General features: G+C 41.6%; 16 protein-coding genes and 1 pseudogene. 8 read left to right on the forward strand and 9 right to left on the reverse strand.

The window, feature by feature from the left end; genetic code table 11:
• The 8 genes from AB5026_RS03210 to AB5026_RS03245 form a co-directional block, all read left to right on the forward strand.
• The coding region (locus tag AB5026_RS03210) for a S4 domain-containing protein (protein ID WP_368212765.1) at positions 1–173 on the forward strand (173 nt) is incomplete at its 5' end.
• Positions 174–193: 20 nt separating this feature from the next.
• The gene (gene aroB / locus AB5026_RS03215) at positions 194–1,285 is read left to right on the forward strand and encodes a 3-dehydroquinate synthase (protein ID WP_092069990.1); all 1,092 of its coding nucleotides are present in this window, start codon (positions 194–196) and stop codon (positions 1,283–1,285) included.
• 62 nt (positions 1,286–1,347) lie between these two features.
• Positions 1,348–1,818 (forward strand): signal peptidase II, encoded by a 471-nt coding sequence (gene lspA / locus AB5026_RS03220; RefSeq protein WP_242872557.1) that lies wholly within the window; start codon positions 1,348–1,350, stop codon positions 1,816–1,818.
• Between the two features lie 51 nt (positions 1,819–1,869).
• Positions 1,870–2,784 carry an RluA family pseudouridine synthase gene (locus AB5026_RS03225; RefSeq protein ID WP_015525156.1) on the forward strand — a complete coding sequence of 305 codons (915 nt, stop codon included), beginning with the start codon at positions 1,870–1,872 and terminating at the stop codon, positions 2,782–2,784.
• Between the two features lie 102 nt (positions 2,785–2,886).
• Entirely contained in the window at positions 2,887–3,528 is a 642-nt protein-coding gene (locus AB5026_RS03230; RefSeq protein ID WP_022427272.1) for an AAA family ATPase, read from the forward strand.
• Between the two features lie 170 nt (positions 3,529–3,698).
• Positions 3,699–5,126, forward strand: coding sequence for an AI-2E family transporter (locus AB5026_RS03235; RefSeq protein WP_178529005.1), 1,428 nt, complete (start codon positions 3,699–3,701; stop codon positions 5,124–5,126).
• A complete protein-coding gene (dtd, locus tag AB5026_RS03240) occupies positions 5,123–5,572 on the forward strand; it encodes a D-aminoacyl-tRNA deacylase (protein ID WP_114001611.1) in 450 nt (149 codons plus the stop codon). Before AB5026_RS03235 ends, dtd begins: the two co-directional genes overlap by 4 nt.
• Before the next feature lie 223 nt (positions 5,573–5,795).
• Complete coding sequence (locus tag AB5026_RS03245) at positions 5,796–6,857, forward strand: tyrosine-type recombinase/integrase (protein WP_173741191.1); 1,062 nt, start codon at positions 5,796–5,798, stop codon at positions 6,855–6,857.
• Between the two features lie 221 nt (positions 6,858–7,078).
• Here AB5026_RS03245 and AB5026_RS03250 read toward each other — a convergent pair whose 3' ends face one another.
• The 9 genes and pseudogenes from AB5026_RS03250 to AB5026_RS03290 form a co-directional block, all read right to left on the reverse strand.
• Entirely contained in the window at positions 7,079–7,336 is a 258-nt protein-coding gene (locus AB5026_RS03250; RefSeq protein WP_015525151.1) for a hypothetical protein, read from the reverse strand.
• Positions 7,337–7,492: 156 nt separating this feature from the next.
• A complete protein-coding gene (gene rhaD / locus AB5026_RS03255; protein WP_129974502.1) occupies positions 7,493–8,323 on the reverse strand; it encodes a rhamnulose-1-phosphate aldolase in 831 nt (276 codons plus the stop codon).
• 390 nt (positions 8,324–8,713) lie between these two features.
• Positions 8,714–9,286, reverse strand: a complete 573-nt coding sequence (cyaB, locus tag AB5026_RS03260; protein WP_161208780.1) for a class IV adenylate cyclase — start codon at positions 9,284–9,286, stop codon at positions 8,714–8,716.
• A 4-nt stretch (positions 9,287–9,290) separates the two neighbouring features.
• A complete protein-coding gene (locus AB5026_RS03265; RefSeq protein WP_015525145.1) occupies positions 9,291–9,638 on the reverse strand; it encodes a hypothetical protein in 348 nt (115 codons plus the stop codon).
• Positions 9,639–9,812: 174 nt separating this feature from the next.
• The gene (locus AB5026_RS03270) at positions 9,813–10,685 is read right to left on the reverse strand and encodes a DegV family protein (protein WP_161208782.1); all 873 of its coding nucleotides are present in this window, start codon (positions 10,683–10,685) and stop codon (positions 9,813–9,815) included.
• A 23-nt stretch (positions 10,686–10,708) separates the two neighbouring features.
• Positions 10,709–11,350 (reverse strand): GNAT family N-acetyltransferase, encoded by a 642-nt coding sequence (locus AB5026_RS03275; RefSeq protein WP_059085858.1) that lies wholly within the window; start codon positions 11,348–11,350, stop codon positions 10,709–10,711.
• A gap of 199 nt (positions 11,351–11,549) precedes the next feature.
• Complete coding sequence (locus tag AB5026_RS03280) at positions 11,550–12,560, reverse strand: HAMP domain-containing sensor histidine kinase (protein WP_059085857.1); 1,011 nt, start codon at positions 12,558–12,560, stop codon at positions 11,550–11,552.
• Entirely contained in the window at positions 12,557–13,228 is a 672-nt protein-coding gene (locus tag AB5026_RS03285; protein WP_021652048.1) for a response regulator transcription factor, read from the reverse strand. The genes AB5026_RS03280 and AB5026_RS03285 overlap by 4 nt, the downstream gene beginning before the upstream one ends.
• Positions 13,229–13,238: 10 nt before the next feature.
• Positions 13,239–13,424 (reverse strand): annotated as a pseudogene (locus AB5026_RS03290) (purine permease); the annotation flags it as partial.
• Positions 13,425–13,457: the final 33 nt, after the last annotated feature.

The raw sequence follows: 13,457 nt of genomic DNA on the forward strand, positions 1-13,457 counted from the left end.
GTATTGAAGAAGGGCTTGTTTTTGTAAATGGAAAACTGATCACATCCAATGGTTATGAGCCCAAAGAGGGAGACATCATATCCGTTCGGAAAAAGGGACGTTTTATTTATGATGGGGTATCCCGTCAGACAAAAAAAGGACGTCTTGGGGTACGGATTCTGCTTTATATCTGAACAGCTAGGAGGAAAACGCAATGACAGCATCAAAATTACTTGTAAAACGAGAAGGTGATTTTCATTATCCCATCTGTTTTGAAGAAGATTTTTCTAATCTGGCACAGGTTATGAAGGAAGAAGGACTTGTTGACAGAAAAATCTGCATTGTAACAGATTCTAATGTGGGACCACTGTATGAAGAATCTGTAAAACAGGTTTTAAGTGAGGTAAGTTCCGATATTTCTGTGTTCACCTTTGAGGCAGGAGAAAAAAACAAAAACCTTAATACCGTTTCGGCATTGTATCAGGCCCTGATCCAAAATGGTCTTGACCGAAAAAGTCTGCTTGTTGCATTAGGCGGTGGTGTGGTAGGGGACCTTACCGGATTTGGCGCGGCAACTTATCTCAGGGGGATTGACTTCATTCAGGTACCGACAACACTGCTTGCACAGGTAGACAGCAGCGTTGGCGGAAAAACCGGCGTAGATTTTCAGCAGTACAAAAACATGGTAGGAGCTTTTCACCAGCCACGTCTTGTATATATGAATCTAAGCACTCTTTCTTCGCTTCCGGCAGAACAGTTTGCCTGCGGAATGGGTGAGATTTTAAAAACAGGATTGATCTGTGATGGAGATTTTTTCCGCTATGTATGCTGTGAGCAGAAAGGGATCAAAAAGCTGGATATGGAACAGATTGCCAGAATGGTACGCAGATGCTGTGAGATCAAAGCAGGCGTTGTGGAGCGTGATCCTAAGGAACAGGGAGAGCGTGCGCTTCTTAACCTGGGACATACTGTGGGGCATGCAGTAGAAAAACTTAAGAATTTCACCCTGCTCCACGGACAGTGTGTGGGAGTCGGACTGGTAGCTGCGGCATATCTTTCCATGAAACGAGGACTTCTGACCAAAGAAGAATATCAGGAAATCTGCCAGGGATGTTCGGATTACGATCTTCCGGTGCATGTAGATGGTCTTATTCCGGAAGAAGTTCTTTCCGCAACAAAGAAAGACAAAAAAATGGAACAGGGACATATCAGGTTTATCCTGATGGATGGTATCGGAAAAAGCTTTATCGACAAAACAGTTACCGATGAAGAAATGCTTTCCTGTATTCAGGAGATAACTCTATGATCAGTCGTGTTAACCATCATCAGAAAATGTCTTTTAGTAAGTGTATGTCGGGGGACATTTTTTTGCTGATCTTACTCGTGGCTGCGGATCAGGGAGCAAAATGGCTGTCATATCTGTATCTGAAAGGACAACCATCGGTTTCGCTGATTCCCGGCGTACTTGAACTTCATTATCTCTATCCGGAAAACAGGGGAATTGCGTTTGGAATGTTTCAGGGAAGTGTACTCTTTTTTGCCATTGTGAGTGTACTGTTTCTGGGAGTGATCCTCTATGCATGGATCCGTATTCCGAAAGAGCGGTTTTATCTGCCGTTGCTCACCATTGCTACAGTACTTGCAGCTGGTGCACTGGGAAATTTTATCGATCGTTTTTTCAGAGGATATGTGATCGATTTTATCTATTTCTCCCTGATCGATTTTCCGGTATTTAATCTTGCGGATGTTTATGTGGTTGTAAGTGGAATTTTTCTGATCCTGTTTGTATGCACGAAATACAGAGATGATGATTTTGCGTTTCTGAATATCAAACAGTGATCCGGGCAGAGAGATATATCATGTATCTGTCTGTTCTTGTAGGAGATATAAATGGAAATATATGATTATACAGTAGAAAAAGAAGAATCAGGTATACGAATCGACCGCTATCTTGCTGAGAAAGACAGCGGTCTTTCCAGGTCTTTCCTTCAGAAACTTCTGAAAGAAGGACAGATTACCGTGGGAGAGAAGGCTGCCAAATCTAATTATAAGGTCCGTGAAAATGACAGGATCCATCTGGAGATCCCGGATTCCAGTGAGCCGGATATCGTTCCGGAGGATATTCCGCTGGATATTCTTTACGAGGATGAAGATGTACTGATCGTTAATAAGCCCAAAGGGATGGTTGTACATCCTGCAGCCGGGCATTATCAGGGAACATTGGTCAATGCAGTTATGGCACATTGTGGTGACAGCCTTTCCGGTATTAACGGAGTGATGCGGCCTGGAATTGTCCACAGAATTGATAAGGATACCACCGGGGCATTGTTGGTATGCAAAAATGATATTGCTCACCGGGATCTGGCAGAACAGCTGAAATGTCACAGTATCCGCAGACGCTACCGGGCAGTTGTGCAGGGAAATCTGAAAGAGGATGAGGGAACCATAGAGGGACCTATTGGACGGCATCCGACAGATCGTAAAAAAATGGCCATCAATCATAAAAATGGTAAAGACGCAATAACACATTACAAAGTGCTGGAACGTTTTGGCGAGGCCACGTATGTGGAATGTCGTCTTGAAACAGGCCGTACCCACCAGATCCGTGTGCACATGGCCAGTATCGGACATCCGCTTCTTGGGGACACGGTGTATGGTTCATCCAGAAATCCCTATCATCTGGAGGGACAGGCACTTCATGCAATGATCCTTGGATTTGTTCATCCACGTACCGGGGAATATATGGAATTTACAGCCCCACTTCCGGAATATTTTGTTAAATTGCTGACAAAATTGCGAAAATAGCTGGAAAACTTGTGAAATATAGTGTATAATAACTATATTAAAGAGGAAGCGGAGTTAATATTTGCAAATTCGCTGAATCTGAGCAGAAAGGATGTGGCTGTTATGAGTAACAATACAACAAGTTCTATTATTACTATCGGTCGTAAATATGGCAGCGCCGGAAGACAGATCGGCCAGGAAGTTGCTAAATATTTTGGAATCAAATGCTATGATAAAGAGCTGCTGGAGCACGCAGCCAATGACAGTGGGATCTGCAAGGAGCTGTTTGAGCATCATGATGAGAAGCCAACAAACAGTTTTCTTTATTCTCTTGTAATGGATACTTATTCATTTGGGTATTCCTCAGCCGGATTTACAGACATGCCTATGAACCATAAGATTTTTCTTGCACAGTTTGAGGCAATCAAGAAGCTGGCTTCAGAAGGTCCCTGTGTAATGGTCGGCAGATGTGCGGATTATGCACTTGCAGATAATCCGGATTGTTTCAGTGTATTTGTTCATGCAAACCTTGACTGGCGTATCAACCGTATTGCTCAGAAATACAATAAAAATGCCAAAGAGGCCAAGGACATGATCAACAAAACAGACAAAAGCCGTTCCAGCTACTATAATTATTATACCAACAAGAAATGGGGATCTGCGGACAGCTATAATCTTTGTCTGGATAGCAGCAAGCTTGGCATTGATGGAACTGCGAAGGCAATTATCGAAGCCATTCACATTTATGACAGCCTGAAAAAATAAACATCAGATTTTTAGGCACCCTGCCATTTTATGGCGGGGTGTTTTCTGTATCAGCGCGATACCCTGAAGTCGGAATTTATCTTTGCAGGTTATTGGAAAATAATGTTTATGTTTTTTTTAGACACAAACCAGAGATGCTATGTTATAATCACCTGGTGGAGGAAATTACTATGAAAATTCGTTGGAACCATCGCTATGTGCAGTTAGGTGTGACTGCATTTCTGGTTATTGCTGCCAGTATTTTATTTTATTACGGGATTTTCCATATGAAATCTCTGATCACCGGAATTAAAACATTTTTCGGTATTATGGCGCCGATCATTTACGGAGCTGCCATAGCATATCTGCTAACTCCCATTGTTAATTTTTTGGAGAGGAAGATCATTTTTCCGATTTTTGAAAAAAGGAATAAAGCACTTCAGAAAAAGGGGAGGAAAGTAGTACGCTGGATCTGTGTGATCCTTTCTGTATTTCTTATGTTTCTGGTCATTTATGCCCTTGTCATGATGATCCTTCCTCAATTGATTCGAAGCATCATGAATATTATCTACAGTTTTCCTCATTATGTAAGTGTAGTGGAAAACTGGTTAAATTCCGTCGTGGAAAAGGGATGGAAACTGAATCCGGATATGATCAGCCAGATCAATCAGTATTCCAGCAGATTACAGGAGTATCTGACAAATACGATCCTTCCCCAGATGCAGTTTATGATGAAAAATATATCCGCAAGCTTTCTGGATCTTCTTGTTTTTTTGAAGAATTTCCTTATTGGAGCGATCGTATCTCTTTATATACTGGCGGATAAAGAGGGATTTGTTGCCAAGGCAAAAATGGCTGTTTATGCAGTTCTTCCAACCAAATGGGCAACCTTTCTTGTTCATTCCATGCGTTTTACGCATAAAACCTTTGGTGGATTTATCAGCGGAAAGATCCTGGATTCCGCAATTATCGGTGTATTGTGTTATGTTGGAACATCGATCATCGGAACCCCATATGCGATTCTGGTCAGTGTGATCGTTGGAGTTACAAATGTTATTCCGTTTTTCGGGCCATATTTGGGAGCAGTTCCGTGTTTTCTTCTTATTTTGCTGGTAGATCCCATTCAGAGCTTGTATTTCCTGATCTTTATTCTGATCCTTCAGCAGTTTGACGGAAATATCCTTGGACCAAAGATCCTGGGTGAGTCGACCGGACTGTCCAGCTTTATGGTTATTGTTGCAATCATGGTCGGTGGTGGTTTATTTGGAGTTCCGGGAATGATCGTTGGAGTTCCGGTATTTGCTGTGCTGAATGCTGCCGTATGGAAGCTGATCGGACGTAGTCTTGATGAAAAAGATATGTCTGCAGATGCTGAGTTTTATAGAAATATTGATTGTGTAGACCCCGTTTCCGGAAAGGTCCTGCCAATGCCGGTGAAAAAATCCGTATCAAAAGCACAGGAAGTTACAGTAAAAGCGGAAAAAAACAGAATCTGGTCCGGGGCTTGGGATGAAATTAAACGAATGTTTACATTTTTAGTTAAATTTATTCAGGCGAAATATATAGGCTTTCGATTGAAGCAGAAAAACAGACGGAGACGGAGGAAGAACAGGTTATGAAATTTGTAATTCAGCGTGTAAATCATGCAGAAGTCAAAGTAGACGGAGAAATTGTCGGAAAAATCGGAAAAGGGTTTCTTGTTCTGATCGGCGTTGGCCGTGAGGACACCAAAGAGGATGCAGACTGGTATCTGAAAAAGCTTCTGGGACTTCGTATTTTTGAGGATGAAAATGGAAAGACCAATTTGTCCCTGGCGGATGTAAACGGGGAATTGCTTTTGGTTTCACAGTTTACCTTATATGCAAACTGCCGTAAGGGAAACCGTCCAAGCTTTATAGAAGCCGGTGCACCGGATGAAGCAAATAAATTATATGAATATATTATTTCGGAAGCCAGTAAACAGGTTCCGGTTGTAGAACATGGAATTTTTGGTGCAGATATGAAAGTATCTTTGGAAAATGACGGACCGTTTACCGTTATTTTTGATGAAAGCCTCAGAGGGTAACGACAAATAATAATAAAAAGTGCTTCCATAAGGAGGCACTTTATTTACTTGAAAATTTATCAAAAACAGACAATTTTGTAGGAAGTAGCTGTTTATACTACCCATCTATTTGAAAAACTCGGGTTTGTCGTATAGATATAGATGAGTGTAAAACCACTTCTTTTAACAGGTGTTTCAGGTATTTCCTGCAAATTATGTAAAATTTATATATTAAGGAGTTTTTATGGATAACAAAATTACTTACCACGAACAAAATGACATTGACAATACTTTAAAACTCCGTGAGGTTTTAAAAACGCTTCCGCCATTTTGCAGGGATTATTTCCGGGCTATCGATGCAACGACTACAACCAAGACCAGAATTTCCTATGCATATGACATTCGTATATTTTTCCAGTTTTTACTGGAGCAAAATCGAATGTTCAAAGACAAAACCATGTCGGATTTCACAGTTGATGTTCTGGATCAGGTCAAAGCTGTTGATCTTGAGGAATATGAAGAATTTCTCAAAGTTTATAAATCCGCGGACTCTTCCAAAACGGAAACAAATGGTGAACGTGGCGTCAAACGTAAAATTTCTGCTTTAAGAAGTTTTTATGCTTACTATTATAAACATGAAATGATCACCACCAACCCGTCTGTTCTGATCGATGTGCCCAAGATCCATGATAAGAATATTATTCGTCTGGATACAGATGAGGTTGCCATGCTGCTGGATTATATTGAGCATTGCGGAGATACGCTGACCGGGCAGAAACGGATGTACCATGAAAAAACGAAGGACAGAGATCTTGCTATTGTTACTCTCCTTCTTGGTACCGGGATCCGAGTATCGGAATGTGTCGGACTGGATGTTGAGGATGTAGACTTCAAAAACAATGGAATCAAAGTTACCCGAAAAGGCGGAAATGAAATGGTTGTATACTTTGGTCCTGAAGTAGAAAAAGCGTTGAAGAAATATCTGGAAGTCAGGGAGAATATTACGCCTCTGGCAGGCCATGAGCACGCTCTCTTCTATTCTACCCAACGCCGCCGGATCGGTGTTCAGGCTATCGAGAATCTGGTTAAAAAATATGCCAGGGAGATCACAACTACAAAAAAGATCACCCCGCATAAGCTTCGCAGCACCTATGGTACTGCCCTGTACCAGGAAACCGGTGATATTTACCTTGTAGCGGATGTTTTGGGTCATAAGGATGTCAATACTACTAAGAAGCATTATGCGGCTCTGGATGATGCCAGACGGCGTCAGGCGGCCAAGGCGGTACGTCTTCGCGAGGACTGATGAATAATGGGACTGCGGAGTAACTGATTCGTTTGACATGCATTGCATATAAATATAGAGACAGTTAGTTCACATAATATAAATTATGTAAATCAACTGCCTCTATATATTTAATCAGATCAAGAAAATCTCAAATTCCCTGTAGGGTTCAAAAAACCTTAAGCAGTGATTATGGACATCTGTATTATATCCATGACCCAAAATCAAAATCCGTACTTAACTTATTTATCAAAATCTGTCTCGAATACACCCTCCGGAGTACGCATGGTAAGAACACCCAGATTAAATTCACTGTCCATAATTGAGATATGATATTCAAAGATCACATCATCATCAAATTTGGAAAGCAGCACATAGCTTCCATTCTCTTTCCCATCGATCTGATCGCAGATGTCGTCGTAAACGTCCTCTCCGGAAATCTTTCGCGGGTATCCGCTTGCCTTGATCTTCTCTTCGATCGCTTTATATAATTCTTCCATACCTTATCCATATCCTTTCTGATATTAATTTGCTGATAAACCAGATATGTTTTTATCATACCAGATTTATCGGCAAAAATCAGCAAATATTTGGTTGTTTCTGATAAAGTTTCAGATAGAGATACCGATTATAGGATTTGCTGCATATGAAGGATTTTATTTCTTTTCGTAAAGGAATTCTTCCGGCAGAGTTACTTTGAAATCCTTTGCAAGGGCGCGGAAGTTATTCGGTGTGATAGTCTGCAGCTTCTGTGGAGCCATGGATAAGATCTTAACCAGGATCTCTGCAGATTTTTCAACGGTATGAAGAAGTCCGAAGGTCAGGTCGAAATCCTCGCCTGAGCAGAACATACCATGATGCGCCCAGATAACAACATCATATTTTTTCATCAGTTCAGCGGTTTTGATCGCGATTTCTCTTCCACCTGGAACCATCCATCCGATGACACCTACACCATCCGGGAATACTACCGGACACTCAGTTGCGGATTCCCAGAGTTCACGGGTAAATACCTTGTCATCCAGGGGAAGAACGAAGGTAAGTGCAATGGTATTGGTGGTATGTGCATGGTAAATAACACGATGTTTACCGTTGGTAAGTTTTTTCTTTACTTCATGGTTCATCAGATGAGTTGGAAGCTCACTGGTCGGACGACCGCCTTCCACAAGACCCCAGCGGATACGGTAGTTGGTTCCTGTTTCGTCAAGCTCAATGATCGCAAGACATACTTCCGGGTCAACGATGATATTACGGAAATATTTACCGCTTCCTGTTACCAGGAAAAACTCTCCGGCAAGTCCCGGAACCTCAACACCGATGGGGGTCCATTCTCCGGGGGCGTTCAGTCGTGGGCGGATCATTTCCACTTCTTCTGCTTTCAGACGATAGCTTAAGTTTCCGCCGTTTCTTTCATGCCACCCCTGCTTATATCCATCATCTGCCATTTTGATAAAGCCCTGTACGAATTTAGATTCAAGAATTTTCATAATATATTTCCTCCGTGTTTAAATGTGGTTTATTGTTGGGTTTGCGATTGCTTCAATATGCTTTCTTGTTGTTTGTGACTTTATTATATGCCCGATTGTGTGGATTTGTAAAGGGCTTTTTTGAAAAAATATCAATAAATCCACATGTAAAATGCAAAAAATCTTGTAAACATTCAATAAACCACATAAAAATAAACATAAAGCAACAAAAATCACGAGTGGTCAATAGTAATGACATGTACATTGAATGTGGTTTGGTGTTGCTTTGTGATGTGGGATTTATAGTATGATAGATAAACTTGGAACGCCGAAGAATTGTAAGAAAAGAAAAAACAGGAACATTTCCGTATTCTGTACCTTAGATACTCACACGAAAATATTCCTGCTGGTTTAAAAAAGATTTTTATTTAATTTTTTCGAAAGCATACTGAGATAAGAAGTCTGTACAGTGTCCGACATGTGATATCCCAATATGGCAAGCAGATCTTCCATTTTGGATAAAATTTCTTTCCGCTCACTTTCCTGCTCTGCGATCACCTCAAGCTCCAGAAAGTCTCCAAGTCCCTCTACCTGATCCAGACAGGCGGTAAATCTGCCACATTTCATATACTTTCGCGTTTTCATGACAGACGCTACCGGAGAAAAATCCAAATGGATGAGAATATTTTTAAGCACTTCTGCATCGGATACTTCTGTTTCCAGTTCCATTCGGGACATGGAGATTTTATCCAGTTTGGGCCCCTTAAAATTAATCTGAGTCTTAGAAATACCGGATCTGCAGTCTGTGCTTGTTCGGATACGCAGTGCTTCATCACGTTTTTTTACATCATGATAGACACTGTTAAAATAGGTATCTTCTTCCTGGATCTGTGCTGTCTCCTGAAATCCCTGATCTGTCAGAAATTTCAGGGTTTCCTTAAGATTCTTTAATGGAAGCTTGATCTCAATTTCAAACTGGGCCATGTGATTACTTCAGAATTTCTGCTTTTTTGTTCAGAAGTGCTTCGCAGGCTGCACATGCTGGGCAGTCACAGTATTTTGCACCGGAAGCTTTGATCTCCTCAGCATGAGCCAGGATCTTTTTTGCGTCATCTGCGCCAAATACCTGTGCGCCCATGTCAGAACCTGCAAAAGAGATCAGTCCGTCGATGGGCATGATATCTGCTTCCAGCTCTTTTACGTAAGCAGTTGCCGCATCTGCTTCTTTCTCAGTTCCTGCCGCATCCAGATAATTCTGTGCCGCTTCTTTTACTTCTTTGCATGCAGATGGTGCCTGAAGAAGATCCTGTGTTAATTCTTTAATTGTTTTTGCCATGATAATTTCTCCCTTCTGATCATAGCACTCCCAGAAATTACTGCATCGAGTTCAGCTGTGCAGAACATGAATGGTTGGAAGTGCTATAATAACAGATAAAATCTGCCTGTTATGTATTGATAACAATATCATACCACAACCCTGGATTATTTGCAGAAAATATTGAGACGTTTTTTATAAAGGCATGCAGGAACATCCGATTCCCAGTCCGTCCGGGCCAATATGGCAGGAAAGTCCAAGGGAAAGATCATCACACATCACATCCATTCCCGGAAAGCTTTCCCGGATCTGTGAGATCCAGTCTGCGGTAATTTCCGCAGTGCTGCTGGAAGCAGCCATAAGATATACTTTTCCGGCATCATATTCTTTTTTAAAAGTTGTTTCCAATTCTCTGTGCATAGCATCGATCATGGCTTTTCTTGATTTTTTCATGCCTCTGCATTTCTGGAAAACATCCAGTTTACCGGTTCCAAATTTCATAACCGGTTTGATATTGAGAAGATTTGCGGCCAGTGCTGTGGTGGTATTGATACGGCCTCCCTTTTTCAGATATTCCAGTGTGCTTAATCCGACATAGATCACGGTTTTTTCACGGGAAGCTTCTAGAATATCCTTGATCTGCGGTGCTGTATATCCATCTTCCACCAGGTCTATCGCATCCAGAATGGAACGGTGAAGGGGTGTGGAAACACGCCCGTTATCTACCACAAACACTTTGTTTTCGTATTTGGGTTCCTGAGACAAGGCGGCAGCAGTCATGCAGGAACCGCTTAAACTACTGCTCAACGGAATGTAAAGGATCTGATCATAAGATAAAAGCATTTCGTCCCACATTTCCATAACTTCCTGTGGGGAAGGCTGTGAAGTTGAAACATCTGCTCCTTCACGCAGCTTCTCATAAAATCCTGTTCTGGAAAAATCCAGGTCTTCATGAAACAGTTCTCCATTCAGATAAAAAGGCATGGGAAGGACATGAATATCCAGTTCCTTTGCTTCTTGTTTTAAAATGCCACTGTGGCTGTCAGCCATGATTCCAATTTTTTTCATTTTCCATTTATCTCCTGCGTAATTTATGAATGTGTTTCGCAACGCGGTTCTTTTTTATAAAGAGCTACACTTTCCCGGAAGCGTTTTTTGTTTAGCTCCCGCATCTGGGAAACCTCGTTTTTCTTTACGAAACCATGACTTTCCATAAAGGTTCTTTGATCCAGCTGGTCCATATATATGGAATAATCCGTATCCTTCTCTGTTGAAATCTGTTTGAGAAGCCCGGTACCGATTCCGTTTCTGCGGTAATCTTTGCTTACATAAAGAAAGAGGATATTTCCGGGAGTCGGTTTCTCCGGGGAAACAGTCAATTGTTTTTTCATATCCTGAAGTTTGTTAAAATGCTCCAGATTCTTCCGGCCTTCCTTAGTAAACTTCAGGCGCAGGAAATGATAGCCTTTTTTCAAACGGAAAACCGGGGCAAAATGGCCATGAGATTCTTTACCGGTAATGAGCACCCCAACTACCTGATCACGGTAGGTTGCCACGGTAACGCTATCTCTGTATATCATATAGGTGTAAAAGAAAAGTCTGGTCAGACGTTTTTCGGTATGTGTTTCCTCAAACTCCCAGCGGTCTTTATAATTTCTTCGGATAAATTCCCGGATTATTGAAAAATCTTCCTTTTCTGCTTTCCGGTAGGCAGGTGCTTTTTTTAATAACATAGTCCATATCTCCTGTATTTTTTCATAAATAACTATCCTATACTTTAAAAGATGATCTGCAACTTAACATCAACTGTTTCTCAACAATTGTTGAAGTTTATGAAAAAGTTTATATAAAATAAAAAACAACGGAAGAACCTCATGAAAAATAAGGTGTCCGCTGTTTTTTGGTTTTATGGATATGTGTAAAATATTTGTTTTACAGTATAACAGTAAAACGACAGCCGCTTCCGGGAATATTTTCCACGGAAACGGTTCCCTTACACAGGTTCAGGATCTGTTTTACAAGGGCAAGTCCAAGACCGTTTCCCTCCTGTTTATGGGAACTGTCGCCCTGGTAAAATTTGTCAAAGATATGTTTCATGGAGTATTCACTGATCTGGGGGCCTTCGTTTTCTATGGAAAAACGAATCTTTTCTCCTTCCGGCATCATCCGGATATAGATCGTACCACCACAGGGACTGAATTTGATAGCATTGGAAAGCAGATTGTCCCATACATGACAGATGAGATTTTCGTTTCCAAGATACTCCACATCCATCATGTCCACATCAAATTCAATTTCTTTTTCTGACCATTTCGGTTCCATCATAACAATGGATTGTCGGATCTGCTCATCCAGACGGTACCAGTTCTGACGGGTCTGGATCGACTGGTGTTCGATCTTGGACAGCAACAGGATATTTCCTGCCAGGTGGGAAAGCCTTCTGGTGTTAAAAAGGATTTTGCTGATGTACTGCTCCTGCTCTTCTGATATAGGCATGTCATCATCCTGCAGCAGAGTTGCATAACCCTCAATAGCACTGATGGGAGTTTTGAATTCGTGGGAAACATTGGAAACAAAGTCTGTCTGCAGAATCTCCGTTGCTTCCAGTTCCTGGACCATCAGGTTGAAATTAGAATAAATATCCCGGATTTCCTTCATTTGCTTTTCCGTTTCCAGTCGGACGGAAAAATCGCCTTCAGCAACCTGTTGCATGGCTTTTTTCAGCTTTAGTACAGGACCGAAATACCGGATACTGAGAAAGTTGTTAAGGACACCCCCTGCGGTCACGCTGGCCAGGATGATCCATACGATGTTCGGAACAGCTGAAATATGCAGTACATCCATAACAAGCCAGGATATCAGAGATACACAGACAAGCTCCAACATGATCATAAAGATAAAACGTAAACGAATGCTTAAATTTATGAAGAGTTTCTTTTTCATGCCTTTACCACCTTATATCCAACTCCACGGATCGTCACGATCTTAAAATCCGGATTATCGCGAAAGCGTTCCCGAAGCCTTCCAATGTGGACATCTACTGTGTGGGCATCGCTTGCGGAATCATATCCCCAGATATCATCCATAAGCTGTTGCCGGGTAAAGATTTTTCCCGGAAAAGAAACCATCTTATATAAGAGCATGAATTCTTTCTGAGGAAGTACCATACTTTCCGAGGAGGTGGAGACCGTCAGGGAATCGCACTCCAAAATGGTATCTCCGATTCGCTGTTTCCGCTCATTGATCATCTGTGCTCTGCGGAGAAGTGCACCTACCCGCAAAACCAGTTCATTGATATTGACCGGTTTCACCATATAATCATCGGTACCGGACAGAAATCCCATACGCATATCATCAAAAGCATCTTTGGCAGTGACCATAAGTACAGGAATGGAATCTCCGGCATCTCTGAGTGAGCGGACCAGTTCATAGCCATCCATGTTGGGCATCATTATGTCCGAAATGATCAGATCGTAATAATCTTTTTCCAGGACATCCAGCGCTTCCTGCCCGTCAGAGACCCCTTTTACTGTATAACCGTTTTTTAAGAGGACATGCCGGAAAAGCTGGCGGAGTTCCAGGTCATCTTCCGCAATGAGAATTTTAAACATTTTTACATCCCTATTCCTTGATCTTTTCAATGTCCATGTTTTCAGGCAGGATACAGCTTAAAACAATGGATATGATAAATACAACAGCAACTACATTTTACGCAAAAACGGACTGTATGATCGACGGGAAAATATCCCAGATCCCGCTCTCACTTGCTGTGGTGAATCCGATTCCGACAGCAAGAGAAAGAGATAGGCGGCAGCAGTCCGATGTGAAACAAACTACTAT

The organism is Blautia sp. RTP21359st1_E11_RTP21359_211015 (genome assembly GCF_040910705.1).
Lineage (GTDB): Bacteria > Bacillota > Clostridia > Lachnospirales > Lachnospiraceae > Blautia_A > Blautia_A fusiformis.

Excerpts from the sequence above, each read along its gene's own strand:
- rhaD (WP_129974502.1), bottom strand. The coding sequence starts at position 8,323 with ATGAAAATTCTTGAATCTAAATTCGTACAGGGCTTTATCAAAATGGCA.
- AB5026_RS03235 (WP_178529005.1), top strand. The coding sequence starts at position 3,699 with ATGAAAATTCGTTGGAACCATCGCTATGTGCAGTTAGGTGTGACTGCA.
- AB5026_RS03225 (WP_015525156.1), top strand. The coding sequence starts at position 1,870 with ATGGAAATATATGATTATACAGTAGAAAAAGAAGAATCAGGTATACGA.
- aroB (WP_092069990.1), top strand. The coding sequence starts at position 194 with ATGACAGCATCAAAATTACTTGTAAAACGAGAAGGTGATTTTCATTAT.
- AB5026_RS03250 (WP_015525151.1), bottom strand. The coding sequence starts at position 7,336 with ATGGAAGAATTATATAAAGCGATCGAAGAGAAGATCAAGGCAAGCGGA.
- AB5026_RS03280 (WP_059085857.1), bottom strand. The coding sequence starts at position 12,560 with ATGAAAAAGAAACTCTTCATAAATTTAAGCATTCGTTTACGTTTTATC.
- AB5026_RS03275 (WP_059085858.1), bottom strand. The coding sequence starts at position 11,350 with ATGTTATTAAAAAAAGCACCTGCCTACCGGAAAGCAGAAAAGGAAGAT.
- AB5026_RS03285 (WP_021652048.1), bottom strand. The coding sequence starts at position 13,228 with ATGTTTAAAATTCTCATTGCGGAAGATGACCTGGAACTCCGCCAGCTT.
- AB5026_RS03245 (WP_173741191.1), top strand. The coding sequence starts at position 5,796 with ATGGATAACAAAATTACTTACCACGAACAAAATGACATTGACAATACT.
- dtd (WP_114001611.1), top strand. The coding sequence starts at position 5,123 with ATGAAATTTGTAATTCAGCGTGTAAATCATGCAGAAGTCAAAGTAGAC.
- AB5026_RS03270 (WP_161208782.1), bottom strand. The coding sequence starts at position 10,685 with ATGAAAAAAATTGGAATCATGGCTGACAGCCACAGTGGCATTTTAAAA.
- cyaB (WP_161208780.1), bottom strand. The coding sequence starts at position 9,286 with ATGGCCCAGTTTGAAATTGAGATCAAGCTTCCATTAAAGAATCTTAAG.
- AB5026_RS03230 (WP_022427272.1), top strand. The coding sequence starts at position 2,887 with ATGAGTAACAATACAACAAGTTCTATTATTACTATCGGTCGTAAATAT.
- AB5026_RS03265 (WP_015525145.1), bottom strand. The coding sequence starts at position 9,638 with ATGGCAAAAACAATTAAAGAATTAACACAGGATCTTCTTCAGGCACCA.